Consider the following 25753-nt stretch of genomic DNA (forward strand, 5'->3'; position numbering starts at 1 on the left):
TTCCACAAATTAGCTCGTGGTGAGAGATGAGCGCTAAACAGACCCAGCTTCGGCTGGGTTTTTTATTACCCGTTATTTGGTAAACGAAGGACTTGGGAAATAGTAGAGTTGATGATCAGGAGCAAAAGCGAGATTCCCTATCACGCTCGTCCCTCACTGTTGGGAATGAAGGGGATTAGAGTGATGATGACTTCACAGTATCGCGAGATGAGCACTGTTGGCCTGAGTGAATAATGTTTCAGTTTGAACAAAGGTATTTGTCGTCATTCCAGAACCGAGTAGAACGAGGTATCAGGAATCTGTTTTTTAATAGAAGCGTTGTTCAATATCTCACTTACCACAGTGACCAATGACGAGTGGTTCATAAATTAATGAGACATCTGCCGTCATCGCAGAATCGAGTAGAACGAGATATCAGGGATCTTTTTTGGTTTTTATATTCAACACCACGCTCATTAATCCAAGTTGAATGGAAACTTTAGCTAATGTTGCTCTATTAATTGAATCCCGATCACACTTTTCTTTGTTGTTGAAAAGAATACGAAAAAAAGCACATTTTTTATTAAAGCTTCTACTTAAGGGGCCGTTAAAGGGATTGAGAGAAATGATATGTACCAATGTAAGGTGAGAGAGACACTGGTGCATAAACAAAATTGACATGTATTTGTGTGAGGTGAGAGTTACATAAGTACATTAAAAATGCCTAAAGGAGATCAACTATGGCGATTAATGTAAGCACTAATGTGTCTGCAATGACGGCTCAGCGCTACCTAAATAGCGCGGCTGAAGGTACTCAAAAATCAATGGAGCGTTTGTCTTCTGGCTATAAAATCAATAGCGCAAAAGATGATGCTGCGGGCCTACAAATCTCTAACCGCTTAACGTCGCAAAGCCGTGGCCTAGATATGGCTGTGAAAAACGCGAATGACGGTATCTCTATTGCACAGACAGCTGAAGGTGCAATGAATGAGTCAACCAACATACTGCAACGTATGCGTGACCTTTCTCTTCAATCTTCAAATGGTTCAAACAGCAAATCTGAACGTGTTGCGATCCAAGAAGAAGTCTCCGCACTAAACACTGAGCTTAACCGTATCGCTGAAACGACCTCTTTTGGTGGTAACAAGCTTCTTAACGGTACTTACGGTAGCCAATCTTTCCAAATCGGTGCTGATTCTGGTGAAGCAGTAATGCTTACGATGAACAACATGCGTACTGATACTCAAGACATGGGCGGCAAAAGCTACGGCGTAGAAGAAGGCAAAGATGCTTCTTGGCGTGTGGCTGCAGGTTCTGATCTGACTATCAAATACAACGATAAGTTTGGTGAAGCTCAAGAGTTGTCTATTTCTGCAAAAGAAGGCAATGATATCGAAGAGCTGGCAACTTACATCAACGGTCAAAGCCAAGACGTTAAAGCGTCTGTTGGTGAAGGCGGCAAACTGCAACTTTTCGCTTCAAGCCAAAAAGTTGATGGTGATGTTGAGTTCGGTGGCAGCCTTGCTGGTGAACTTGGTATTGGTGCAGCTAAAGACGTGACTGTTAACGATATCGACGTAACTTCAGTTGCTGGTGCAAACGAAGCGGTGTCTATCATCGATGGCGCACTGAAATCTGTTGATAGTAACCGTGCTTCTCTTGGTGCTTTCCAAAACCGTTTTGACCACGCAATCAGCAACTTAGATAACATCAACGAAAACGTTAATGCATCTAAGAGCCGTATCAAAGATACTGATTACGCGAAAGAAACAACAGCAATGACGAAGTCTCAAATCCTACAACAGGCGAGTACTTCTATCCTAGCTCAAGCAAAACAATCACCATCAGCAGCTCTAAGCTTATTGGGCTAAACTTACTTCGGTAAGTAGCGGTAAACTCTACTTTGGGTAGAGTTTTACTGTATGGCTCACAAAGGAGGGAGGGAGACTGTTATGGAAATATCATCCAACACATCGAACATCCAGCCTTATGGCTCACCTAATGGCATTAAATTTGCAAGCGATGAAGGTAGTAGTGCGTCGAGTACTTCACGACTGAAAGAAGCAACATCTTATGGCAAAGTAGAGAAATCGAAAGAGGAAGCTACTGAAGCGGCGATTCAATTGGCTCAACATAGACAAGAGTTAAATGATGAAGAGCGAGTCAAGATGGTAGAGAAGGTAAACGAGTTTATCTCTTCTCTCAATAAAGGTGTTGCCTTTAAAGTCGATGAAGAATCGGGGAGAGATGTGGTCACGATTTATGAGACCACGACTGGAGATATTATTCGCCAGATTCCCGATGAAGAAATGCTTGAAATTCTAAGACGCCTAGCAGCCCAAAACTCAAATAGTCGAATATTTGAGGTGAAGGTTTAAGTCGTATTATTGAGGTGATTTAATGAGTTTTGGCCCAATGGGGATTTCGTCTGGCATGGATATCAATTCCATGGTCAGCAAAATTGTTGATTCTGAGCGTGTGCCTAAACAGCAACGAATCGACAATGAACGAACGCGAATCGATACCAGCATTAGTGCCTATGGAAGACTCAGAGAATCTCTCGATTCGATGAAAAACCTGATGACAAACTTTCGTCAGGAGAAAGCTTTCGCTGTGAGAACAGTCGAAAGTACCGATGAAGGTCTGGTTTCTGCAACAGCGACTACCGAAGCGATCGCTGGCAAATATGCCATCGATGTGTTGCAGCTTGCCCAAAGCCATAAAGTGGCTTCTGATGTATTGTCAGAAGACATGAAATTTGGTCCAGGCAAGCTGCAGATTTCATTAGGTGACAAGAGCTTTGACGTACAAGTTAGCGATAGATCGAAACTGATCGAGGTTGTTCGCGGAATTAACGGCGCAGATAAAAACCCAGGCGTTCGTGCTTCTATCATCAATGATGTTGAAGGCCCGCGACTTATCGTTGCTTCCAATCAGTCTGGTTCTGACCAACAAATCAATATCAATGTCGATTCCGACTCTGCAAACCCCTTAAAAAAACTCGAATACAGAACGCTTGAAGAGCGTGTTGAATCGTTAGAGAAAGCTCGCCTTGCTGCTCAAGAACTCCTAGCTCTAACGCCGGCAGGCAAAGCGGTCGAACTCATCGATGGCGCAATCGCTAACGATGACCCAAATGCAAGTGAAACACTCGATGAAAACGGAAATATCATTCCGGCAACCCAAACAGATTCCACAGCAGCTGATGAAGGCTCTCAAAGCCTGAGCTACGGCGAACAAGCCGCAGCTGACGGTCAGGCTGCTCTAGACGCAGCTCAAGCTGCAAAGTCGGTCATGCCTGAAGACAATATTCCAGGCTGGAGTGAGACGGCCTCTGGTACGCTCCTAGACTCCTATTACTCACCTGAACTTGAGCTTGATGAAAAAGCAATTGAGAAAGCACCCGATGTTCCGGGTTGGTCAAATGCAGCATCAGGTACCTTGACCGATTCATACGTCACGCCAAAAGAAGCACAGCAGAAACTCGAAGCCGAACAAGCTCGTATTGAAGAGAAAATCGCTCAAGAAAAAACTAAGCTGGCTGAAAAAGTAGAAAAGGGCGAATTGACCGCTGAACAAGCTAAAACCATCGAGCGCTCTAAGCTATCGCCTGAAGAGCGTGAGCAATTGGAAAAAGTCGACAAAGTACAAGCCGACCTAGCTCAAGCGCAGCAATCATTTGATACCTATAGCGGTATGACGGAAGTTCAAGCTGGTCAAGATTCAATGGTGGTTTTGGACGGCGTTGCTCAGCTTTCTAGCAATAATAATGTGATTGAAGATGCCGTTGAAGGTATCGATATTACGGTTAAAGGAAAAACACCGAAAGATAAGCCACCGGCAGAAATCGGTGTTGAGTACGACCGCAATAGTGTTCGCCAAGATATCGAATCCTTTGTGAGTTCTTACAACCAGTTCTATCAAGTGTCTAAAGATTTGGCGGGTGTTGACCCAACAACAGGCCAAAAAGGCCCACTTTCTGGTGATAGTACGGTACGTAATGCCGACTCAAGGCTAAAAGGTGTCTTCTCGTCGAGCATTGAGGGTGCGCCAGATAACCTTAAATCATTGACTGAGTTTGGTATCACGACAACTAGACAAGGCTCGCTAGAGATCAACTACGACATGCTTGACCGTCAACTCAACAACAACTTCGATAAGTTGGGTGAGTTCTTTGGCGGTAACAATGGTTTCGCCAAAAAAGTGGAAGATGCGATTCAAGGCATTACCGGTATTACGGGCTCTATTCGTACACGAGAAAAGAGTCTGGTCGAACAGAATTATCGCTTGGTTGATGATCAAAGTGCATTGGACCGTCGCATGGATAGCCTACAAAACCGGACACACTCTAAGTTTACGGCTATGCAAGATGCGACCAGCAAAATGCAGTCTCAACTGGGCAGTATGATGAATGCGTTGGGCTAATCGATGAATACCCAGCTTCAAGAGCTTTGTGAACTGGATCAATTAATTATCTCTAAGTTCGAGTTTAGTGAAATTAATGCTGAAGAAATAACGCAGCTTGTCGATAACAGAGAACAGTTATTGCAAAACGTGCTTCAATTCATCGACTCACACCCCGACGTTAAGCAAAGTTCTGAATGGTTTGAAGCCATTACCAGAACCAGAAAATTGGTCGAATTGATGCAGTCTGAGACGACTCGAGTAGGTAAGAACCTACACAAATACCGTCACGGTGCTAAATCAGTTCAACAATACAAAAAGTTTTTATAGAAGAGGTTTACTATGCGCGGTTCTTTACAGGCATATAAAAAGGTATCAGTGGATAGTCAGCTAACAGCTGCCTCACCCCATAAGATTGTACAAATGTTGATGGCGGGTGCTATTGAACGCTTGATTCAAGGTAAAGCGGCAATGCAAGCGGGCAACATTCCAGTGAAAGGTGAGCGTCTTGGTAAGGCTCTAGATATCATTATTAGCCTACGTAGTTGCCTTTCTATGGCCGATGGTGGCGATATTGCGAAAAACCTAGATCAACTTTATGAGTTCATGATCACGCAAATTTCTGCGGCAAATCACAAAAATGACCCACAGCCAATTGATGATGTTATCGATATTATCCGCGAAATTAAGAGCGCTTGGGACCAAATTCCGAACGAATATCACAACTTGACGTCTGCTGACGTAGGTATTTAAAGAAAAACTATCCTTCCAACTAGCGACACTTACGTTAATTGGTTGGTTGCCTTATTTTTTTAATCAAATAAAATAGAAGCCATTAGATAGCCTAATGGCTTTTTTCGTTGCTGATTTCCTTAATTTGTCCACGTAAAACATAATCATTGATATATTCTTCTGTTTTATAGATTACGTTGCTCACCGTTTTTCCGCATCGCACCAAAATAAAGGCAATAATTCCTACTTATGCATGGTTTGGCAAAACTGCTTGTCGTCGATGATAATTCTCAAGATCGTCACAATTTAAGCACAATATTAGAGTTTGTAGGAGAGAGCTGCGAAGTAATCAGCTCGGAACAAGCACGTAAAGTGGATTGGTCACTACAGTGGTCAGGCTGCATTATTGGCTCAATTAAAGGTAAAGGCTTCAACGCTTTACTCAATGAAAAGCTCGTTCACGCAAATCACATCCCATTGCTTGTCATTGGCAAGCATAATCATTCGGTCGATGAACTCACCAACTATGTTGGCGAATTAGAGCTGCCTCTTAACTATCCTCAATTAAGTGATGCATTGAGACACTGTAAAGACTTCTTAGGTCGTAAAGGTGTCCAAGTTGTTTCTTCTGCACGTGATAACACACTGTTTCGTAGCCTCGTTGGGCAAAGTGCTGGCATTCAAGAAGTTCGCCACTTAATTGAACAAGTCTCTTCAACTGACGCGAATGTACTGATTCTTGGTGAATCGGGTACGGGTAAAGAAGTGGTTGCTCGAAACATTCATTATCATTCTAAGCGTCGCTCTGGGCCTTTCGTGCCAGTGAACTGTGGCGCGATTCCGCCAGACTTATTGGAAAGTGAGCTGTTTGGTCATGAGAAAGGTGCGTTTACCGGAGCGATTACCGCACGTAAAGGGCGCTTTGAGTTAGCTGAAGGTGGCACGCTATTTCTTGATGAAATCGGCGATATGCCAATGGCGATGCAGGTTAAACTGCTGCGCGTATTACAAGAGCGATGCTTTGAACGCGTTGGTGGTAACAACACGATTCAAGCTGACGTTCGCGTGATTGCGGCAACACACCGCAACCTTGAAGACATGATCGACGATGACTCATTCCGTGAAGATCTTTACTATCGCTTGAATGTCTTTCCGATCGAAATGCCTGCGCTTCAAGATCGCAAAGAAGACATCCCATTGCTGCTTCAAGAGCTGATGACTCGAATGGAAGCGGAAGGCAGCATGCCTATCTGTTTCACCGCTCGAGCGATTAACTCTCTGATGGAGCATTACTGGCCAGGAAACGTTCGTGAACTAGCAAACTTAGTTGAGCGTATGGTTATCCTCTACCCGAACAGTTTGGTAGACGTCAATCACCTGCCCACTAAATATCGATACAGTGATATTCCTGAGTTCCAACCAGAGTTTAATAGCTTTGTATCAGAGGAAGAGCAAGAACGTGATGCTCTGGCTGACTTGTTCTCAGAGGATTTCAGCTTTGACCAACAAGACGATCTCGCTGATAACGCAAATGCACCTCAAGAGCTGCCTCCTGAAGGTGTAAATTTGAAAGAGCTTCTCGCTGATATGGAAGTGAACATGATCAATCAAGCGTTGGAAGCTCAGGGCGGAATTGTTGCTCGTGCTGCCGACATGCTTGGCATGCGCAGAACGACTCTGGTTGAAAAAATGCGTAAATATAATCTACAGCGATAGAGCTCAGATTCGCGTTCAGCGGTATCAAGTTAAGACGGGTGTTGAGTTAAAACATCGTTTTGATTGAGACAGTAGAAAGGACATAGTCGAGTTGTTGCTTGCTTAACTATGTGATAAATATAGCAAATAGCCTGACGCGTGTTTTACGTGTCAGGCTGTTTTAGTATTTGAGGCAAATTTTTGACATGCACGAATCAGAAAATCAATCACACCTAGATTCAGTTGAACAGCAGGTTGAGCGCTATAAGCAAGTGCTTGATGTGATGCCAGCAGGTGTCATCTTGTTAGATACTCATGGGGAAGTAAGAGAAGCGAACCCAGAAGCGCACCGTATTCTTGGTGTTGAGTTAGTGGGTGAGAAGTGGTTTTCGGTGATTCAAAGTGCCTTTGACCCTAAAGACGATGATGGACACGAGATTTCATTAAAGAACGGACGTAAGGTTCGCTTGGCGATCTCAGCGTCTACCACGGGTCAGCTTATTTTGATTACCGACCTGACAGAAACTCGTCTTCTACAATCTCGCGTGAGTGATCTTCAGCGTTTGTCGTCGTTAGGCAGAATGGTTGCCTCGTTGGCGCATCAGGTACGAACTCCGCTTTCGAGCGCGATGTTATACGCGTCGAATCTTGCCGCGCCTAACTTACCTCCTGCTACAAAGACACGTTTTCAATCTAAGCTTATGGATAGATTGCATGACTTAGAGAAGCAAGTGAATGACATGTTGTTGTTTGCCAAAGGTGGCGACAACAAGGTTGTGAAGCCGTTTACCGTCGCTGAATTGATCACTGAATTTCACCCAATGGTGGAAGCGGCATTAAAATCGAACCAGATTGATTATTGCCAGGAAGTGGAAGGCGAAGAGACTCAGATGTTTGGCAACGCTAATGCTATTGCGTCTGCTCTGAGCAACCTAGTTTTGAACGCGGTGCAAATTGCTGGCAAGGAATCGCAGATTGATGTGTTCTTTAGGCCCGTAAACGGCGAACTTAAGATATCAGTACAAGACAGTGGCCCCGGCGTACCGAAAGAGCTTCAAGGTAAAATTATGGAACCCTTCTTTACCACTCGTTCGCAAGGTACTGGTTTGGGGTTAGCGGTTGTGCAAATGGTCTGTCGAGCACATGAAGGCCGATTGGAATTAATATCAGAAGAAGGGGACGGTGCATGCTTTACAATGTGCTTGCCGTTAGAGAGAAGTACTTCTTCTGAAAATGAATAAGTTTTAACTGAATTTACACTGGAGAATCCTATGGCTCAAAGCAAAGTGTTAATCGTCGAAGATGATGAAGGTCTACGCGAAGCCCTTGTCGATACACTCGCACTTGCTGGCTATGAATGGCTAGAAGCGGATTGTGCGGAAGATGCTCTGGTAAAATTGAAATCGAACTCCGTTGATATCGTAGTCTCTGATGTACAGATGGCGGGTATGGGCGGCTTAGCATTGCTAAGAAACATCAAGCAGCATTGGCCAAATCTTCCGGTCTTATTGATGACGGCTTACGCCAACATTGAAGACGCGGTAGCGGCAATGAAAGAAGGTGCTATTGATTACATGGCGAAGCCATTTGCGCCTGAAGTTCTGCTTAATATGGTGAGCCGTTACGCTCCCGTAAAATCGGACGATAATGGCGATGCCATTGTTGCCGATGAGAAAAGTATCAAGCTAATGATGTTGGCCGACAAGGTGGCTAAAACCGATGCCAACGTGATGGTGCTAGGGCCAAGTGGTTCTGGTAAAGAGGTGATGTCTCGCTATATTCACAACGCTTCGAGCCGTAAAGACGGTCCGTTTGTTGCGATTAACTGTGCCGCGATTCCAGATAATATGTTGGAAGCGACACTGTTTGGCTACGACAAAGGCGCATTTACTGGCGCTATTCAAGCTTGCCCTGGGAAATTTGAACAAGCGCAGGGCGGTACTATTTTGTTGGATGAGATCAGTGAAATGGATCTTAGCCTTCAAGCGAAACTGCTGCGTGTGTTGCAAGAGCGCGAAGTTGAACGCCTAGGTAGCCGCAAGAGCATCAAACTGGACGTCCGTGTTCTGGCAACCAGTAACCGCGACCTTAAGCAGTATGTGTCTGAAGGGAATTTCCGTGAAGATTTATACTACCGATTGAATGTATTCCCAATTACGTGGCCAGCCCTGTGTGAACGTAAAGGCGATATTGAGCCGCTTGCGAAGCATTTGGTTGAACGTCATTGCACCAAACTCGGTATGCCTGTTCCTACTCTTTCCGAGCAAGCGATCAGTAAACTCGTCAATTATCCTTGGCCGGGGAATGTACGTGAACTTGATAATGTCGTGCAGCGCGCGCTAATTCTGAGTGAGCAAGAAAATATTTCAGGTGAACACATCTTACTTGAGGGTGTTGATTGGCAAGACGCAAGTGGCCTACAACAAATTGTTGAAGGTAATAGTGTTGCAGCGCCAGAAATTAAGCCGATTGCTGAAGCGAATCCTATCAATAAAGTTGTGGCAGGCAGCGAAGGGCTTGGAAATGAGCTTCGAGATCAAGAGTATGCGATTATTCTTGAAACATTGATTGCTTGTAATGGCCGCCGTAAAGAGATGGCCGAAAAATTGGGAATTAGTCCACGTACGCTGCGTTATAAGTTGGCAAAAATGCGTGATGCTGGAATAGATATCCCAAACTGAGGCTAGATTAGTGGTGCCAGATTTCTGACTGCTGTAGTACGATGTCTAGTCAAATTAATGTGTGGCACGCTAATTGCTCTGTCAATAATACAGCTAAATAGATAGTCATAATTTTGACTCCTGAGGTAGTAGATGAGAATAGATGGTTTACAAGGCGAAATGCAGGCAATGATGGTTGAAGCTGCTAGCGCGCGTCCCGCTGCAACGGGGCAAGCGGTTGGTGCAGACTTTGGCAATATGTTGACGCAAGCCATCAATAACGTGAACTCACTACAAAAGACCTCTGGCGATCTTCAAGCTCGCTTTGATAGCGGTGACCAGAGTGTATCTCTATCCGATGTGATGATCGCTCGGAATAAATCTAGTGTGGCCTTTGAGGCGACGATCCAAATTAGAAATAAATTGGTCGAGTCGTACAAAGAGCTTATGAATATGCCGGTATAAGTTAGGTAGTTGAATAGTGGCAGAAAATAGTCAAACAACAGATTTAGCCGTAAGCGATAGCAACGACCACGCACTTATTGCCGGTTCAGATCTAGACGGAGAAGGGCAAAATCCCGATCTAGGTGAACGCAGTTCATCAAAGTTCGATATGGCCGTAGGTGATCTTGATTTACTTCGTCAGGTCGTCTTAGTCCTTTCGATTTCTATCTGTGTCGCGCTTATTGTGATGCTGTTTTTCTGGGTTAAAGAGCCAGAAATGCGTCCATTAGGGGCGTATGAAACAGAAGAATTGATCCCAGTTCTTGATTACTTAGATCTACAGAAGATCGAGTATTCTCTTGAAGGCAACACCATTTCAGTACCGGTCAGTGAGTACAATTCACTGAAGCTTAATATGGTACGAGCGGGATTGAATCAAGAGAGAAACGCAGGTGACGACATCCTCATGCAAGACATGGGTTTTGGCGTATCGCAACGTTTAGAACAAGAACGCTTAAAATTAAGTCGTGAAAGACAACTTGCGAAAGCCATTGAACAGATGAAACAGGTGCGTAAAGCGCAGGTTTTACTGGCCTTGCCAAAGCAGAGTGTCTTTGTTCGTCATAATCAAGAAGCCTCCGCTTCCGTATTCCTAACCCTCAAAACCGGTACTAACCTCAAGCAGCAAGAAGTCGATTCTGTTGTGGATATGGTAGCGAGTGCCGTTCCGGGAATGAAAACCTCACGTATTACGGTGACCGATCAGCATGGTCGATTGTTGAGTTCAGGCTCTCAAGACCCAATGTCCACGGCTCGTCGCAAAGAGCACGAACTCGAACGTAACCAAGAGCAAGCGTTGCGTGAAAAAATTGACTCTATTCTTATCCCTATTCTTGGTTTTGGTAATTACACCGCTCAGGTTGATATTCAACTCGACTTTAGCGCGGTAGAGCAAACAAGAAAGCGTTTTGACCCGAACACACCAGCAACACGAAGTGAATACACGCTAGAAGATTACAACAATGGTAATACAGTGGCAGGTATCCCAGGTGCTTTGAGCAATCAACCACCGGCAGATGCTTCTATTCCTCAAGATGTTGCTCAGATGAAAGATGGAGCTTTGACAGGGCAGGGTTCGGTTCATAAAGAAGCGACTCGAAACTTCGAGCTAGATACCACCATCAGCCATGAGCGTAAGCAAAGTGGCACGGTTAATCGCCAAACGGTTTCTGTCGCAATCAAAGATCGCCAGTCGTTGAATCCAGATACCGGTGAAGTCGTTCACACGCCAATCCCAGCGAGCGAAATCAATGCGATTCGTCAGATATTGATCGGTACTGTGGGTTTTGATGAAACTCGTGGTGACCTACTTAATGTATTGAGCATGCAATTTGCGCCTCAAGTGACCGATATCGTAGCGGATGTACCAATTTGGGAGCATCCAAACTTTAACGATTGGATCCGTTGGTTTGCAAGTGCGTTGGTCATTATTGTGGTGGTGTTGGTTCTGGTTCGCCCAGCAATGAAGAAATTGCTTAACCCAGCGGCAGACAATGATGATCAAATGTACGGCCCTGATGGCATGCCGATTGGCGCCGATGGCGAAACCAGCCTGATTGGTGGCGATATCGAAGGTGGTGAATTGTTCGAATTCGGTTCGAGTATAGATTTACCTAACCTTCATAAAGACGAAGATGTGCTTAAAGCAGTACGTGCTCTTGTAGCGAATGAACCAGAGCTAGCAGCTCAAGTAGTTAAGAATTGGATGGCAGATGGCTAACGAAATTGTTCCACAACAAGCTGAAGGCGGTGAAGTGCTTGATGTCGCTAGTGTGGACATCGACTCGATATCGGGTGATGAACGCGCAGCGATCTTGTTATTGAGTCTCAATGAAGAAGATGCAGCCGGTATTATTCGTCACTTAGAGCCTAAGCAGGTTCAACGTGTAGGTAGTGCGATGGCACGTGCCACGGACTTGTCGCAAGAGAAAGTCGGCGCAGTTCACCGTGCTTTCTTGGATGATATTCAGAAGTACACCAACATCGGTATGGGCAGTGAAGACTTCATGCGTAACGCATTGGTGGCGGCTCTGGGTGAAGATAAGGCGAATAACCTTGTTGACCAGATCCTTCTGGGTACCGGTTCGAAAGGCTTGGATTCTCTTAAGTGGATGGATCCTCGTCAGGTGGCAAGTATCATCATCAACGAGCACCCTCAGATTCAAACGATTGTATTGTCTTACCTAGAAGCCGATCAGTCAGCTGAGATCTTATCTCAGTTCCCTGAACGTGTACGTCTAGACTTAATGATGCGTATTGCTAACCTTGAAGAAGTTCAACCTTCAGCGCTTGCTGAACTGAACGAAATCATGGAGAAACAGTTTGCGGGTCAAGCTGGTGCTCAAGCAGCCAAAATTGGTGGCCTGAAAGCTGCGGCTGAAATCATGAACTACATGGATAACAACGTCGAAGGTGTCTTGATGGATCAAATCCGAGATCAAGACGAAGACATGGCAACACAGATTCAAGATCTTATGTTTGTCTTTGAAAACCTTATCGAAGTTGATGACCAAGGCGTTCAACGATTGCTGCGTGATGTCCCACAAGATATTCTTCAGAAAGCACTTAAGGGTGCCGACGAAGGTTTACGTGAGAAGATCTTCAAGAACATGTCTAAACGTGCTGCCGATATGATGAGAGACGATATTGAGGCGATGCCGCCAGTGAAAGTCTCTGAAGTGGAAGCGGCTCAGAAAGAGATCTTGGGTATTGCGAGGAAAATGGCAGACAGTGGCGAGATTATGCTATCTGGCGGTGCCGACGAGTTCCTCTAATACGAAATCTCAAAGCCCCACAGTGTTGGGGCTTTTCTTTATCCAATTTCGAAATCCCGATTACTTAAGTCTAACTCTCTGAATTTAAATAGTAGTTTGACTCACACATAGATAGGTACTGATATGTCAGGTGATAGAAAACGCGGCTTCCTTCGTCCCGATGAAGATAATACGGTTGCCCAGCCTCAAAAATGGGGGCTCCCTGATTACACTTCTGACGTGAGTAAAAATGCTAAAGAGACGGCGTTTAATTACGACCCTAGCTGGATGCCGACGGTTGAAGAAGCCATTGAAGACGAAGAGCTTGTTCTGACTGAAGAGCAGATTGAACTGATCAAGCAAGGCGCTTATCAGGAAGGCCTTCACCAAGGGCAAGAAGCTGGCTTTAAGCAGGGCTACGAAAAAGGCAAAGAAGAAGGACTTGTTGCTGGCCATGCAGAAGGCAATGAAGCGGGTAAGCTTGAAGGTGTTACTGCTGGGCAAGAATATATTCAACAACAAGTCGCGGTTTTCATGGGACTGGCTAACCAATTCGCACAGCCATTAGAGCTAATGAACGCTCAGGTAGAGAAGCAATTGGTCGACATGGTATTAACCATGGTTAAAGAAGTAGTCCATGTTGAAGTTCAAACCAACCCACAAATCATATTAGATACCGTGAAAGAATCGGTCGAGTCATTGCCGATCTCTGGCCACGCAATCACTTTAAAACTTAACCCTGAAGATGTTGCGATTATCCGTTCTGCCCATGGTGACTCTGAACTGGAATGTCGGAATTGGACTCTAGTAGCAGAGCCTGCACTCAACCGTGGTGATGTGCAAATCGAAGCCGGTGAGTCGAGTGTTAATTACCGCATGGAAGATCGCGTGAAAAACGTGATTCAAAACTTCTGTGGCGCCAATCGTCATCAAGGTCATGAGTAATGCTTGAACTCGCGAATCGCCTAAGCCAATACAAAGTCGAAGGGCTGAAATCACGACCGATTGCCTCAGGTAAGTTGGTGCGTGTGGTTGGCTTAACGCTTGAGGCGACTGGCTGTAAAGCTCCGATTGGTAGCCTGTGCTTGATCGAAACTATGTCTGGTCAGATGGAAGCTGAAGTGGTGGGCTTCTCCGGTGATAATCTATTTTTGATGCCGAGTGAGCAAATCACCGGGATCTTACCGGGTGCACGTGTTACGCCAGTGACCTCTGAAAGCGGCATTCCTGTCGGGATGGAACTGCTTGGCCGTGTTATCGACGGCGTGGGTAATCCACTTGATGGATTGGGTCCAATCTATACCGAGCAACGCGCTTCATTTAACGCAGAACCCATCAACCCTTTAGCTCGTAAACCTATTTCTGAGCCACTTGATGTCGGCTTGAAGGCCATCAATGGTTTGCTTACAGTGGGTAAAGGTCAACGTATTGGTTTGTTTGCGGGTTCCGGTGTGGGTAAATCGGTCACGCTTGGTATGATGACTCGAGGCACAACGGCGCAAGTGGTCGTAGTGGGTTTGATTGGTGAACGTGGACGTGAAGTAAAAGAATTTATCGAAGAGATTCTTGGCGAAGATGGCCGTAAACGTTCGGTTGTTGTTGCCGCTCCTGCGGATTCGTCACCATTAATGCGTTTGAAGGGCTGCCAAACCGCACTAGCCGTTGCCGAGTATTTCCGAGACCAAGGCTTAGATGTCTTGCTGTTGATGGATTCACTAACCCGTTTTGCTCAAGCACAGCGTGAGATTGCACTGTCGGTCGGTGAGCCACCTGCTACTAAAGGATATCCGCCATCTGTATTTGCCAAGCTTCCTGCGCTGGTGGAAAGAGCGGGTAACGGCAATGATGAACAAGGCTCTATTACCGCTTTCTTCACTGTTCTAACCGAAGGTGATGACTTACAAGATCCGATTGCCGATGCGTCGCGAGCAATTTTGGATGGTCACATCGTATTGTCTCGAGAAATGGCCGATGCGGGTCATTATCCTGCAATTGATGTAGAGAAGTCAGTCAGTCGTGTTATGCCTCAAATTACCACTGAAGAACATGTTTTGATGTCGAAAGCAGTGCGCCAAGTGCTGTCTATTTGTCGTAAGAACCAAGATTTGGTATCGATTGGTGCTTACAAACCGGGGACTGATCCTGCGATTGATAGTGCCTTCACCTTGAAACCGAGATTGGATGAGTACTTACAACAGAAAATGAAAGAAACAGTTCCCTATGACATGTGCGTCAACATGTTGAAGCATGTGTTAGGGGGCTAGGCCGTGTTGAATAAGGTCAATCATGGATAACGCGTTAGAATTTCTTCTCGATCAAGCGAAAGACCAAGAGAACCAAGCCGTATTGGCGCTAAACAAAGCAAATTCTGAGTTACAAGGTTACTACGATCAGGTCTCGCAGATTGAAAAGTACCGACTGGATTACTGTCAGCAATTGATCGATCGAGGTAAAGCGGGGCTTACAGCCAGCCAATATGGTCACTTGAATCGATTCTTGACTCAGCTTGACGAAACGCTTTCCAAGCAAAGAGAAGCGGAACACCACTTCAAAAATCAGGTCGATAACTGCCAAGACTATTGGATGGAGCTACGTAAAAAGCGTAAATCCTACGAGTGGTTGATGGAGAAAAAGCAGAAAGAGAAAGCCAAACTGCAAGACCAAAGAGAACAAAAGCAAATGGATGAGTTCTCGACTCTGATGTATGGCCGAAAGAAGATGTGATCCTAAGCCACGAACGATGCAGGGATTGTTCGTCAGATTGTAAAATCGAAACTTATAGGCATGTTTCTTGCTCCGTTTTATATAAAATTGCGTGTTATGCCTGACAAAGGTATGAAAAACGCCCGACTTTCTTTTTGTTGCCTAGTTTGTGGCAGCAAAGCTAGTAGATAGAGCTTGTATATATGAATGTTAGTCTTTCCTCAAATTCAGCGACCAACAAAACGTCATCATTGTTGGACACCGGTTCTGCCTCTCCAAAGGTAGAAGAAACCGGCGACTCAAAAGGTTTCTTTGAGTCTTTTAAAGAAGCGCTAGGCTTTGAAGAAAGTGACAGTAAAACAACAGTTAAAGATGCCGACAGCGCCTCTAAATCTGACGGTAAGCAAACCTCGACTTCGGGTGACGACAGTGCATCGGCTAAATCGAGTTCAGCTGAAGCGTCTTCTGAGGTGACTAAAGGTGATAGTAGTGAGCCTAAGAGCGCAGACGCAGCAAGTGAAGCTCAAGCCAAGCAAGCTTCTGCAAAGTTGGAGGCTGAAAAAGTTTCTAATGAAAAGGCTGTCACTGAAAAAATGGCTGCTGAACAAACGTCTGAATTAGAACCGACACTGAAAGGTACAAGCTCATCGAATCCAACCGATGACAATGCACTCACAGAGAAATCACTAGCCAAAGGGGAACAACCTCAAGGTGCCTCTCAAGCGAATGCTGCGATGAGTGAGGGTAATAAGTTACTTGGTCAGTTGGATGAGGCAAATAAAACGCTCAATCAAACACCGAACGGCAAAGGCTTGCCTCAGCAAGCTCAAGGTCATATCGCGGGTGCTTCTGTTGCAGGGGCTTCTTCCCCTACAGGCGAAATGGACAAGGCGGCACAACAAGCCAATGTGGCAAATCAAGATAATGGCTTGGACGTCGATTCTGAAATCGCAGTGCTTACCGGTGGTAAAGGCGTTTCTCAACTGACAGATGATGAAATCCGTCAATTGATGGACAAAGGCGTTACTCCCGAGCAAATCGAAGCGAGTATGAGCCGAGAACTGAGCCAAAAAAATGCGGCTAGCGATGTTGCGGCTGTTCAAGGTCAAGCAATCTCGCCAGCAGATATTGAGCTCGCAAAGCAAGTTGACGCTAAAACCAAAGCGTTGAACCAATTGAATGCGCAAATCGACTCAGAACAGTCAATCGTCGATGGTCTGCTTCAAAAGCAACAAAGCGGGGCTAAGTTGTCGATTGATGAGCAAACCGCTCTGGCTAAAGCGACGTCTAACCTCGAAGTATTGAACCAGCAACTCACGAATGTTCAACAGCAAGCAAACGCTCTGTTAAGCCAAGCTCCGGACTTGAACGGTGCATCAGGTCAAGCCGCCGCGATTGATTGGGATAATACGGATTCGGCTGAAGCCAAAGCGTTAGCAGCAGTGGCATCGACAGCGGCTGTTGCGACGGCAGCCCAACAAGCGACGTCACAGATGTCATCTCAAGCTGCAACTAATGCTGTGGCAGACAAGGCAACAATGTTACATGCCAATAATGCGCACGCGGCTCAACAGGCTGCAGCGCAACAGTTAGCAGCTCAGCAGGGCAATGCCGCTTCTGCACAACAAGCAGCCTTGGACCCGAGTTTAACGGCGCAAAGCTTGGCAATGAATGCACCAGTAGCAACGACTAAAGCGGGTGCAACGGATATGTTGCTCAAAGCTGGCGCTGGCACGGCCGCATTGTCTGGTCTCGGAAAGGCTGGTGCTAAAGAAGACTCCAAAGATTCGACATTGGCTCAGCAGATAGCGTCTGCTGCTGGTGTTCAAAGCTCTGCAACGGCAGGTTCGGCTCCTACACGCGCTGAGATTCAAGCGGCTCAACAAGCTCCTTTGCAGCTCACTAAAGAACTGGCCAATGAGCAAGTGGCAGAAAAAGTACAAATGATGATGTCTAAGAACCTCAAGAACTTGGATATCCGCCTTGACCCACCAGAGTTGGGTCAGATGAAAATTCGCATGACCATGAATAATGACGTGGCGAACGTGCACTTTACGGTGAGCAATCAACAAGCCCGAGATGTTATTGAGCAGACTTTGCCACGCTTGAGAGAGATGCTTGCTCAACAAGGTATGCAACTGGCCGATTCGTCCGTCCAACAACAGAATTCTGGGCAGAGCCAAGATAGCTATAACAATGGTGAACAACAATCAGGCTCTAACCGCACAAATGATGGGCAAGGTGATGAAAACCTTGATAACGGCAGCAATCTTGAATTGAATGTCGCATCAAAGCGTGATGGAATTAGTTATTATGCCTAGTATCAGGTTTAGATCCGTTAGTCCGTGGAAACAACAGGAAGTTAGAGAAGAATATGGCACAAGTACAAGATGCACCCAAAGGGAAGAGTAAGCTTCTCATCATAATTATCGCAGTCGCCGTATTATTGCTTGGCGGTGGTGGTGCTGCATTTTTCTTTCTAGGCTCAAATGATGAAGCGGCTGAATCTGCTTTGGTAACTGAAGCGCAATCATCGGCCGCTGAACCAGTGGCGTATGTTAATATTCCACAACCTTTTTTGTTCAATGTCACCGGTGACAAAAAAGCTCGTCTGGTACAGATCAAAGCGCAGCTTATGGTACGAGGCAGCAAGAATGAAGACCTTGCTCGATACCACTCTCCACTCGTTGAAAGTACGTTATTGGCGACATTTGCCTCTGCAACGGTAGACCAATTGCGCTCTCCGATCGGGCGAGTAGAACTTCGTGACAAGGCAACAGAAGATATTAAAGCAAGTCTGGCTCAAGCTGTGGGTCAGCCTGTTATTGAAAAAGTGTTATTCACTGACTTCGTAATTCAATAGGTAATTTGTGACCGATTTATTAAGCCAAGACGAAATTGATGCGCTATTACATGGTGTCGATGATGTTGAAGAAGTTGAAGATGTCTTAGAGTCCGAAAACGAGAATGCGGTTAATTTCGACTTCTCATCTCAAGACCGAATCGTTCGTGGTCGAATGCCGACCCTTGAACTTATCAATGAGCGTTTCGCGCGTCATATGCGGATCAGCTTGTTTAATATGTTGCGAAAAACGGCTGAAGTGTCGATCAACGGCGTACAAATGATGAAATTTGGTGAGTACCAAAACACATTGTATGTACCGACCAGTTTAAACATGGTGCGTTTCCGACCGCTAAAAGGTACGGCGCTGATTACCATGGAAGCTCGTCTTGTTTTCATATTGGTAGAGAACTTCTTTGGTGGCGATGGACGTTTTCACGCCAAGATTGAAGGTCGTGAATTTACGCCAACTGAAAGACGAATTATTCAGCTACTGCTTAAAATTGTATTCGAAGATTATAAAGAAGCTTGGTCTCCCGTGATGGGCGTTGAGTTTGAATACTTGGATTCAGAAGTGAACCCGAGTATGGCGAATATTGTGAGCCCAACAGAAGTGATTGTGGTGAGTTCATTCCATATTGAGGTTGATGGCGGCGGCGGTGATTTCCACGTGGTTATGCCTTACTCAATGGTGGAGCCGATTCGTGAATTGCTTGATGCGGGTGTGCAATCAGATAAGATGGAGACCGACGTTCGTTGGAGCTCAGCACTGCGTGATGAAATCATGGATGTGCCCGTCAACTTCCGGGTCAATTTGCTCGAGCAAGATATCTCTTTGCGTGATTTGATGGAACTTCGTCCTGGGGATGTTATCCCGATGAATATGCCAGAACATGCGACGATGTTCGTTGAAGAACTACCAACCTATCGTGTGAAAATGGGCCGTTCAGGCGAAAAGCTGGCCGTACAGATTTCTGAAAAAATTCAAAGACCGCACGTAGTTAAAACCGATCTCGCTTTCCTAGGTAAAGACTTGATGTCTGAACTAGAAAATAGCGATGATGACGAATAGTAAAATAGTTAAAGTATAGGAATTGGTAATGGAACCTAGTGAAGATCAAAAGCTAGCAGACGAATGGGCGGCAGCGCTTGGTGAAGATCCTTCTGCTCCTTCTATTGATGTTGATGATGTCTTGGCTGCGCCTCTTGATGAACTTGTCGATTCATCACCTCAAATAACTGAAGACGAGCGTCGTAAACTGGATACCATCATGGATATTCCAGTGACCATTTCAATGGAAGTGGGTCGCTCTCAGATCAGTATTCGTAACTTGCTTCAATTGAACCAAGGTTCGGTTGTTGAGCTAGACAGAATTGCTGGTGAATCACTGGATGTAATGGTTAACGGCACTTTGATCGCTCACGGCGAAGTGGTTGTCGTGAATGACAAGTTTGGTATTCGTTTGACTGACGTGATTAGCCAAACCGAACGTATTAAGAAGCTACGTTAATGAGCCTTTCGTCTCAAAGGCTAGTGGGCTTTTCTCGCGAAGTGACCAATTTATCTCGCGGGATGACGGGTTTGCTTCGTGGAATACTAGGCATAGGCTTGTTTTCTATGCCTTCCATTGCCTTTGCTGCAGCGCCGCCTTCTCTTGATTTAGCGACCACTTTTGGGTCGCTAATTTTCGTTATAGCCTTCATCTTGTTTATCGCTTGGCTGCTTAAGAGAATGCAAGTGCCAACAATGTCCAACCAACAAGGCTTGTCCATTGTGAGACAGATAGCGGTTGGGACAAAAGAACGTATTGCTATCGTTCAAGCGGGTGAGGATCAGTATCTAGTGGGTATCACTACACAATCAATTCAACTGATCTCTAAGCTTGATAAACCTCTTACTCAGGAGATGCTGGAAAAAAGCACATTCTCAAGTCAGCTTTCCCAGCTAATAAAAAAAGATGCAAACAAGTAACGGACCTTTGAACTCATCTTACTTTTGCCAAAGCGGAGTTTTCCGAATGGTGAAAGTGTGGTTAGTTCCGCTCATTCTCCTCTGCTCTCTAGTCTTCAGCATGTCGGTATTTGCACAAGCTGAAGATGGCACCGTGATTCCCGAGAATACAGCTGGTTCAGAGTCGGTCACCATCAGTACGATGGAGCAAGACCAAGCTAAATCGCAAACCATGACCACGGGCAGCCTAACGGGAAATGGTGGCGGTATTCCTGCCTTTACCATGACCACCAATGCTAATGGTGGTGAAGACTACTCGATTAATTTACAAATTTTAGCCTTGATGACCATGCTTGGCTTCTTGCCAGCGATGGTGATTTTGATGACGTCGTTCACCCGTATTGTGGTGGTGATGTCTATCTTGCGTCAGGCGATGGGTTTGCAACAAACACCTTCAAACCAAGTCATCATTGGTATCGCGATATTTTTGACCTTCTTCATCATGTCTCCGGTGATCAATCAGGTCAATGAGCAAGCGGTTCAACCTTATCTGAATGAACAGATATCGGCACGACAGGCATTCGATGTCGCCCAAGGCCCGATTAAATCTTTCATGCTCAAGCAGACTCGAATCAAAGATTTGGAAACCTTTGTTGAGATCTCGGGCGCGGAAGTGACCAACCCTGAAGATGTTTCGATGGCGGTTCTGATTCCAGCATTTATCACGTCAGAGCTAAAAACGGCATTCCAAATCGGTTTTATGCTGTTCTTGCCGTTCCTAATTATTGATTTAGTCGTTGCTTCGGTGCTGATGGCCATGGGTATGATGATGTTGTCACCGATGATTGTATCCTTGCCATTTAAATTGATGCTGTTTGTCCTTGTTGATGGTTGGAACTTGATACTCTCCACACTCGCCGGCAGTTTTGCCTTGTAGCTGGGGGAATAATGAATCCTGAAATATTCGTAGAATTGTTCCGAGATGCACTTTGGATGGTACTGATAATGGTGTGCGCCATTATTATTCCTAGCCTGCTGATTGGTTTGGTCGTGGCGGTATTCCAAGCTGCAACCTCAATCAATGAACAAACCCTCAGCTTCTTGCCTCGTTTGATCGTAACTTTGTTGGCGTTGATGTTGTTTGCTCACTGGATGACGCAGATGATGATGGAGTTCTTTTTTGAACTCATTGAACGCTTACCGCAAGTGTTGTATTAAACCGCAATGGAATACCCAACAAGTCTAGTACTCGAGTGGTTAGCCAATTACTTTTGGCCATATACTCGCATCTCAGCGATGCTGATGGTGATGACGGTAACCGGGGCGCGCTTTGTGTCTCCACGTATTCGTCTGTATCTAGGTTTAGCGATTACGCTTGCGGTTATGCCGGCCATTCCTGCTGCCCCTAAAGACATTGAACTGTTGTCGTTTCAAGGCTTTCTCACGGTTTTTGAACAGATCGTGATTGGTGTCGCCATGGGGTTTGTCACTCAGTTTTTGATTCAGACCTTTGTTATGCTCGGTCAGATTCTAGGTATGCAATCGAGCTTGGGCTTCGCCTCTATGGTTGATCCAGCAAACGGTCAGAATACGCCAGTACTTGGTCAACTGTTTATGTTGCTCGCGACCATGTTCTTTCTTGCGACAGACGGCCACTTAAAAATGCTGCAGCTGGTGGTGTTTAGCTTTACCACATTGCCTATTGGCAGTGGTTCTTTAACCGCTGTTGATTTCAGAGAGCTAGCCTTGTGGTTGGGTATCATGTTCAAAACAGCGTTGGCGATGTCTTTATCTGGCATTATTGCGCTGCTCACGATTAACCTCTCTTTTGGTGTAATGACACGTGCTGCACCTCAGTTAAATATATTCTCTTTGGGTTTTGCGTTTGCGCTACTCGTGGGTCTGTTGCTTTGTTGGTACATTCTTGGCGGCTTATATAGCCACTATGAGCTGTATTGGTTACAAGGAGAGCAGCAGATATGTCGTCTCATCAGATTGGATTGCTAGGAGACTGAAATGGCAGAGTCAGACGGTCAAGAACGCACAGAAGACGCCACGCCCAAACGCTTGCAACAGGCCAAAGAAAAAGGGCAGGTTGCAAGGTCAAAAGAGTTAGCGTCAGCATCGGTACTGATAGTCGGCGCGATTTCTTTAATGTGGTTTGGCGAATCGATGGCGAAAGCTCTGTTCGAGGCCATGCAACGCCTGTTTTCGCTCAGCCGTGACGAAATTTTTGATACCAATAAGCTGCTGGAAATCGCTGGTGGTGCCTTGGTCAATCTGCTGTTTCCACTGTTCTTGATTCTCATCACTTTGTTTGTTGCGGCTGTGATTGGTGCTGCGGGCGTCGGTGGTGTTAACTTCTCGATGCAAGCCGCTATGCCTAAGGCGTCTAAGCTCAATCCTTTGAGCGGTATTAAGCGTATGTTTGGCCTACAAAGTTGGGTTGAGCTGCTTAAATCTATTTTGAAGGTCGCTTTGGTATCGGGCATGGCTATCTATCTTATCCAAGCATCTCAACATGACTTAATGCAATTGAGCATGGAGGTGTATCCGCAGAATATCTTCCACGCCTTGGATATCTTGCTTAACTTTATTCTGCTTATCAGTTGCTCTTTGTTGATAGTGGTGGCGATTGATATCCCATTCCAGATTTGGCAACACGCTGATCAACTTAAGATGACCAAGCAAGAAGTGAAAGATGAGTTCAAAGACACCGAAGGTAAGCCTGAAGTTAAAGGTCGTATTCGTATGTTGCAGAGAGAAGCGGCTCAGCGACGTATGATGGCTGATGTCCCTCAGGCAGATGTTATTGTTACCAACCCAGAGCACTTTTCGGTCGCTCTACGCTACAAACAGAATCAAGATAAAGCACCGATAGTCGTTGCCAAAGGTGTCGACCATATGGCGATGAAGATTCGTGAAATTGCACGTGCAAACGACATCTATATTATCCCAGCGCCTCCGTTAGCTAGGGCGCTTTATCACACTACCGAGCTAGAACAGCAAATTCCTGACGGTCTGTTTACGGCTGTTGCTCAAGTGCTTGCATATGTATTCCAGCTGAAACAGTACAGAAAAAGAGGAGGGGAGAGGCCAAAATTGCAAGATTCTAATATGCCGATCCCACCTGATTTACGTCATTAGATCAATTGCTTGAGCTCAGCCCAATGAAGCCGGATAATGGTCGCTGTATCTGATCGTCTTTATTTGCAAGCTGTGACGATAAATTGACGTTGAGATATTGGTACAGTGCTTGCTATATCAATGCCGAACATTATAAGTCCGATCAGGGAAAACCTGACCATTATAAACCTTATTGCTATAAACTTTGGCAATACAGCTTAGCCCTGAGCTTCGATTCGCTTGGTGGAAAAGCTACAACATAGCGATACTACCCAGATTTATGAAATTTACCCTCCCTTTTGCGGACAAGCTACCTAAAATCCCTAACCGTGCCATGCCTGCGATTGGCGCGCCCGTTATGGTACTTGCCACACTCGCTATGGTGGTGTTGCCAATTCCAGCTTTCTTGTTGGATATGTTCTTCACCTTCAACATCGCACTGTCTATGGTTGTGCTATTGGTTTCGGTTTATACCCGCAGGCCTTTGGACTTCGCCGCATTCCCAACGGTACTTCTGATTGCCACTCTACTTCGACTGGCCTTGAACGTTGCTTCGACACGTGTGGTATTGCTCCACGGTCATGAAGGGGGCGATGCTGCCGGTAACGTGATTGAAGCTTTTGGTAACGTGGTTATTGGTGGTAACTATGCGGTGGGTTTAGTGGTGTTCTTGATTCTAATGATCATCAACTTCATGGTTGTAACCAAAGGTGCGGGTCGTATCTCGGAAGTAAGTGCACGTTTCACGTTGGATGCCTTACCCGGTAAACAGATGGCAATCGATGCCGATTTGAATGCGGGTTTGATCGACCAAGATCAGGCTCGTACCCGACGTTTTGAAGTCACCAAGGAAGCGGATTTCTACGGTTCGATGGATGGTGCGTCTAAGTTTGTTAAAGGCGATGCAATAGCCGGTATTTTGATCCTGTTCATCAACATCATTGGTGGCTTGAGCATTGGTATGGCTCAGTTCGACCTTGGTTTTGGTGAAGCAATCGAAATCTATACGCTACTGACTATCGGTGATGGTCTGGTTGCGCAAATCCCGTCTCTATTACTTTCTATTGCTGCGGCGATGATGGTAACGCGTCAAAACACCGATGAAGATATGGGTGAGCAACTTGTCTTCCAAATGTTCGACAACCCTAAAGCCCTAATGATCACTGCCGCCATCCTTGGCATCATGGGTATTGTTCCTGGTATGCCGCATTTCTCATTCTTGAGTCTTGCCATCGTCGCAGGTGCTGGTGCGTATTACATCGATAAAAAGAACAAGAAGAAGGCTGAACAACCCAATCTTCCCGCTACGGTAGAAGCGAATGGAGAAACGGGTTCCCAGAAGGAGCTCTCTTGGGATGACGTTCAACCTGTCGATATTATTGGTTTGGAAGTCGGTTATCGTTTGATCCCGCTGGTGGATAGAGATCAAGGTGGCGAACTGTTAGAGCGTGTGAAAGGGGTTCGTAAGAAGCTGTCTCAAGATTTCGGCTTCCTGATTCCGGCGGTACATATTCGAGATAACCTAGAACTCACCCCAAATAGCTACCGAATCACTCTGATGGGTGTTGCCGTTGGCGAGGCTGAGATTAAGCCTGATATGGAACTGGCGATTAACCCGGGTCAAGTTTACGGAATGATCGATGGTGAGCCGACGATTGATCCTGCCTTTGGCCTTGAAGCCGTATGGATTCGAGAAGAGCAGCGCGAACATGCCCAAGCGTTAGGTTACACGGTTGTGGATTCGTCGACTGTACTAGCAACGCACCTCAGCCAATTGCTAACCAATAATGCGTCACAGCTTATTGGTCATGAAGAAGTACAAAACCTGCTCGAGATGCTAAGCCGCTCGACACCTAAGTTGGTCGAAGGCTTTGTACCGGATCAGCTGCAGCTCGGTGTGGTCGTAAAAGTGCTGCAAAACTTACTGAATGAAGCCATTCCAATTCGAGATATCCGTACTATAGTCCAAACTTTGTCGGAGTACTCAAGTAAGAGTCAAGAACCTGACATACTTACTGCTGCGGTTCGTATCGCTTTGAAACGATTAATTGTTCAAGAAATCAATGGTATAGAGCCTGAACTGCCAGTGATCACCTTGATTCCTGAGCTGGAACAAATATTGCATCAAACCATGCAGGCATCCGGCGGAGAATCTGCTGGTATTGAACCTGGTTTAGCCGAACGTTTACAGACATCCCTCAGCCATGCAACGCAAGAGCAAGAGCTGAAAGGTGAGCCAGCTGTATTACTGACCTCTGGCGTGTTACGTTCCACTCTCGCGAAGTTCGTGAAAAACACGATTCCAAGCTTAAGAGTTTTATCTTACCAAGAGATACCGGACGAAAAGCAGATACGCATTGTACAAGCTGTTGGTAATTAAGCCGCCTAATTAGAACGGACGATC

Annotated in this window: 24 protein-coding genes; all 24 read left to right on the forward strand. The window is 45.7% G+C overall.

Annotated elements, in window-relative coordinates; all coding sequences use genetic code 11:
- Window positions 1-719 precede the first annotated feature (719 nt).
- The 24 genes from ED652_RS05885 (at window position 720) to flhA (ending at window position 25729) form a co-directional block, all read left to right on the forward strand.
- On the forward strand, window positions 720-1850 hold the full coding sequence (locus ED652_RS05885) for a flagellin (protein WP_122053824.1): 1131 nt from the start codon (window positions 720-722) through the stop codon (window positions 1848-1850).
- Between the two features lie 81 nt (window positions 1851-1931).
- Window positions 1932-2357: a flagellar protein FlaG gene (gene flaG / locus ED652_RS05890; RefSeq protein WP_017104818.1), complete on the forward strand. Its 426-nt coding sequence runs from the start codon at window positions 1932-1934 to the stop codon at window positions 2355-2357.
- A 22-nt stretch (window positions 2358-2379) separates the two neighbouring features.
- Complete coding sequence (fliD, locus tag ED652_RS05895) at window positions 2380-4404, forward strand: flagellar filament capping protein FliD (RefSeq protein WP_122053825.1); 2025 nt, start codon at window positions 2380-2382, stop codon at window positions 4402-4404.
- A 3-nt stretch (window positions 4405-4407) separates the two neighbouring features.
- Window positions 4408-4713 carry a flagellar protein FliT gene (locus tag ED652_RS05900; protein ID WP_122053826.1) on the forward strand — a complete coding sequence of 102 codons (306 nt, stop codon included), beginning with the start codon at window positions 4408-4410 and terminating at the stop codon, window positions 4711-4713.
- Window positions 4714-4725: 12 nt separating this feature from the next.
- Window positions 4726-5136: a flagellar export chaperone FliS gene (gene fliS / locus ED652_RS05905; protein ID WP_017104821.1), complete on the forward strand. Its 411-nt coding sequence runs from the start codon at window positions 4726-4728 to the stop codon at window positions 5134-5136.
- A 228-nt stretch (window positions 5137-5364) separates the two neighbouring features.
- Window positions 5365-6831, forward strand: coding sequence for a sigma-54 dependent transcriptional regulator (locus ED652_RS05910; RefSeq protein WP_017104822.1), 1467 nt, complete (start codon window positions 5365-5367; stop codon window positions 6829-6831).
- A gap of 185 nt (window positions 6832-7016) precedes the next feature.
- On the forward strand, window positions 7017-8051 hold the full coding sequence (locus ED652_RS05915; protein WP_017104823.1) for a PAS domain-containing sensor histidine kinase: 1035 nt from the start codon (window positions 7017-7019) through the stop codon (window positions 8049-8051).
- Between the two features lie 30 nt (window positions 8052-8081).
- Entirely contained in the window at window positions 8082-9491 is a 1410-nt protein-coding gene (locus ED652_RS05920) for a sigma-54 dependent transcriptional regulator (RefSeq protein ID WP_017104824.1), read from the forward strand.
- A 132-nt stretch (window positions 9492-9623) separates the two neighbouring features.
- On the forward strand, window positions 9624-9935 hold the full coding sequence (fliE, locus tag ED652_RS05925) for a flagellar hook-basal body complex protein FliE (RefSeq protein WP_010439327.1): 312 nt from the start codon (window positions 9624-9626) through the stop codon (window positions 9933-9935).
- Window positions 9936-9951: 16 nt separating this feature from the next.
- The gene (gene fliF / locus ED652_RS05930; protein WP_122053827.1) at window positions 9952-11694 is read left to right on the forward strand and encodes a flagellar basal-body MS-ring/collar protein FliF; all 1743 of its coding nucleotides are present in this window, start codon (window positions 9952-9954) and stop codon (window positions 11692-11694) included.
- Window positions 11687-12748, forward strand: coding sequence for a flagellar motor switch protein FliG (fliG, locus tag ED652_RS05935; protein WP_017104826.1), 1062 nt, complete (start codon window positions 11687-11689; stop codon window positions 12746-12748). Before fliF ends, fliG begins: the two co-directional genes overlap by 8 nt.
- Window positions 12749-12871: 123 nt before the next feature.
- Window positions 12872-13672: a flagellar assembly protein FliH gene (gene fliH / locus ED652_RS05940; RefSeq protein ID WP_065104903.1), complete on the forward strand. Its 801-nt coding sequence runs from the start codon at window positions 12872-12874 to the stop codon at window positions 13670-13672.
- Window positions 13672-14991 carry a flagellar protein export ATPase FliI gene (fliI, locus tag ED652_RS05945; protein ID WP_122053828.1) on the forward strand — a complete coding sequence of 440 codons (1320 nt, stop codon included), beginning with the start codon at window positions 13672-13674 and terminating at the stop codon, window positions 14989-14991. The genes fliH and fliI overlap by 1 nt, the downstream gene beginning before the upstream one ends.
- A gap of 22 nt (window positions 14992-15013) precedes the next feature.
- Window positions 15014-15451 (forward strand): flagellar export protein FliJ, encoded by a 438-nt coding sequence (gene fliJ, locus ED652_RS05950; RefSeq protein WP_017104828.1) that lies wholly within the window; start codon window positions 15014-15016, stop codon window positions 15449-15451.
- A gap of 182 nt (window positions 15452-15633) precedes the next feature.
- The gene (locus ED652_RS05955; RefSeq protein WP_122053829.1) at window positions 15634-17751 is read left to right on the forward strand and encodes a flagellar hook-length control protein FliK; all 2118 of its coding nucleotides are present in this window, start codon (window positions 15634-15636) and stop codon (window positions 17749-17751) included.
- Window positions 17752-17804: 53 nt separating this feature from the next.
- Entirely contained in the window at window positions 17805-18293 is a 489-nt protein-coding gene (fliL, locus tag ED652_RS05960; protein WP_122053830.1) for a flagellar basal body-associated protein FliL, read from the forward strand.
- Window positions 18294-18300: 7 nt separating this feature from the next.
- Window positions 18301-19344, forward strand: coding sequence for a flagellar motor switch protein FliM (fliM, locus tag ED652_RS05965; RefSeq protein WP_122053831.1), 1044 nt, complete (start codon window positions 18301-18303; stop codon window positions 19342-19344).
- Window positions 19345-19372: 28 nt separating this feature from the next.
- Window positions 19373-19783, forward strand: coding sequence for a flagellar motor switch protein FliN (gene fliN, locus ED652_RS05970; protein ID WP_122053832.1), 411 nt, complete (start codon window positions 19373-19375; stop codon window positions 19781-19783).
- Window positions 19783-20244: a flagellar biosynthetic protein FliO gene (gene fliO / locus ED652_RS05975; RefSeq protein ID WP_122053833.1), complete on the forward strand. Its 462-nt coding sequence runs from the start codon at window positions 19783-19785 to the stop codon at window positions 20242-20244. Before fliN ends, fliO begins: the two co-directional genes overlap by 1 nt.
- A complete protein-coding gene (fliP, locus tag ED652_RS05980) occupies window positions 20231-21160 on the forward strand; it encodes a flagellar type III secretion system pore protein FliP (protein WP_174214617.1) in 930 nt (309 codons plus the stop codon). The genes fliO and fliP overlap by 14 nt, the downstream gene beginning before the upstream one ends.
- Window positions 21161-21171: 11 nt before the next feature.
- Window positions 21172-21441 carry a flagellar biosynthesis protein FliQ gene (gene fliQ / locus ED652_RS05985; RefSeq protein WP_029235191.1) on the forward strand — a complete coding sequence of 90 codons (270 nt, stop codon included), beginning with the start codon at window positions 21172-21174 and terminating at the stop codon, window positions 21439-21441.
- Window positions 21442-21447: 6 nt separating this feature from the next.
- A complete protein-coding gene (fliR, locus tag ED652_RS05990) occupies window positions 21448-22230 on the forward strand; it encodes a flagellar biosynthetic protein FliR (RefSeq protein ID WP_102361117.1) in 783 nt (260 codons plus the stop codon).
- A 9-nt stretch (window positions 22231-22239) separates the two neighbouring features.
- The gene (gene flhB, locus ED652_RS05995) at window positions 22240-23370 is read left to right on the forward strand and encodes a flagellar biosynthesis protein FlhB (RefSeq protein WP_122053835.1); all 1131 of its coding nucleotides are present in this window, start codon (window positions 22240-22242) and stop codon (window positions 23368-23370) included.
- 259 nt (window positions 23371-23629) lie between these two features.
- On the forward strand, window positions 23630-25729 hold the full coding sequence (flhA, locus tag ED652_RS06000; protein WP_122053836.1) for a flagellar biosynthesis protein FlhA: 2100 nt from the start codon (window positions 23630-23632) through the stop codon (window positions 25727-25729).
- Window positions 25730-25753: the final 24 nt, after the last annotated feature.

It is taken from the genome of Vibrio sp. Evd11 (assembly GCF_900382755.1).
Lineage (GTDB): Bacteria > Pseudomonadota > Gammaproteobacteria > Enterobacterales > Vibrionaceae > Vibrio > Vibrio lentus.

Excerpts from the sequence above, each read along its gene's own strand:
- ED652_RS05885 (WP_122053824.1), top strand. The coding sequence starts at position 720 with ATGGCGATTAATGTAAGCACTAATGTGTCTGCAATGACGGCTCAGCGC.
- flaG (WP_017104818.1), top strand. The coding sequence starts at position 1,932 with ATGGAAATATCATCCAACACATCGAACATCCAGCCTTATGGCTCACCT.
- fliD (WP_122053825.1), top strand. The coding sequence starts at position 2,380 with ATGAGTTTTGGCCCAATGGGGATTTCGTCTGGCATGGATATCAATTCC.
- ED652_RS05900 (WP_122053826.1), top strand. The coding sequence starts at position 4,408 with ATGAATACCCAGCTTCAAGAGCTTTGTGAACTGGATCAATTAATTATC.
- fliS (WP_017104821.1), top strand. The coding sequence starts at position 4,726 with ATGCGCGGTTCTTTACAGGCATATAAAAAGGTATCAGTGGATAGTCAG.
- ED652_RS05910 (WP_017104822.1), top strand. The coding sequence starts at position 5,365 with ATGCATGGTTTGGCAAAACTGCTTGTCGTCGATGATAATTCTCAAGAT.
- ED652_RS05915 (WP_017104823.1), top strand. The coding sequence starts at position 7,017 with ATGCACGAATCAGAAAATCAATCACACCTAGATTCAGTTGAACAGCAG.
- ED652_RS05920 (WP_017104824.1), top strand. The coding sequence starts at position 8,082 with ATGGCTCAAAGCAAAGTGTTAATCGTCGAAGATGATGAAGGTCTACGC.
- fliE (WP_010439327.1), top strand. The coding sequence starts at position 9,624 with ATGAGAATAGATGGTTTACAAGGCGAAATGCAGGCAATGATGGTTGAA.
- fliG (WP_017104826.1), top strand. The coding sequence starts at position 11,687 with ATGGCTAACGAAATTGTTCCACAACAAGCTGAAGGCGGTGAAGTGCTT.
- fliH (WP_065104903.1), top strand. The coding sequence starts at position 12,872 with ATGTCAGGTGATAGAAAACGCGGCTTCCTTCGTCCCGATGAAGATAAT.
- fliI (WP_122053828.1), top strand. The coding sequence starts at position 13,672 with ATGCTTGAACTCGCGAATCGCCTAAGCCAATACAAAGTCGAAGGGCTG.
- fliJ (WP_017104828.1), top strand. The coding sequence starts at position 15,014 with ATGGATAACGCGTTAGAATTTCTTCTCGATCAAGCGAAAGACCAAGAG.
- ED652_RS05955 (WP_122053829.1), top strand. The coding sequence starts at position 15,634 with ATGAATGTTAGTCTTTCCTCAAATTCAGCGACCAACAAAACGTCATCA.
- fliL (WP_122053830.1), top strand. The coding sequence starts at position 17,805 with ATGGCACAAGTACAAGATGCACCCAAAGGGAAGAGTAAGCTTCTCATC.
- fliN (WP_122053832.1), top strand. The coding sequence starts at position 19,373 with ATGGAACCTAGTGAAGATCAAAAGCTAGCAGACGAATGGGCGGCAGCG.
- fliO (WP_122053833.1), top strand. The coding sequence starts at position 19,783 with ATGAGCCTTTCGTCTCAAAGGCTAGTGGGCTTTTCTCGCGAAGTGACC.
- fliP (WP_174214617.1), top strand. The coding sequence starts at position 20,231 with ATGCAAACAAGTAACGGACCTTTGAACTCATCTTACTTTTGCCAAAGC.
- fliQ (WP_029235191.1), top strand. The coding sequence starts at position 21,172 with ATGAATCCTGAAATATTCGTAGAATTGTTCCGAGATGCACTTTGGATG.
- fliR (WP_102361117.1), top strand. The coding sequence starts at position 21,448 with ATGGAATACCCAACAAGTCTAGTACTCGAGTGGTTAGCCAATTACTTT.
- flhB (WP_122053835.1), top strand. The coding sequence starts at position 22,240 with ATGGCAGAGTCAGACGGTCAAGAACGCACAGAAGACGCCACGCCCAAA.
- flhA (WP_122053836.1), top strand. The coding sequence starts at position 23,630 with ATGAAATTTACCCTCCCTTTTGCGGACAAGCTACCTAAAATCCCTAAC.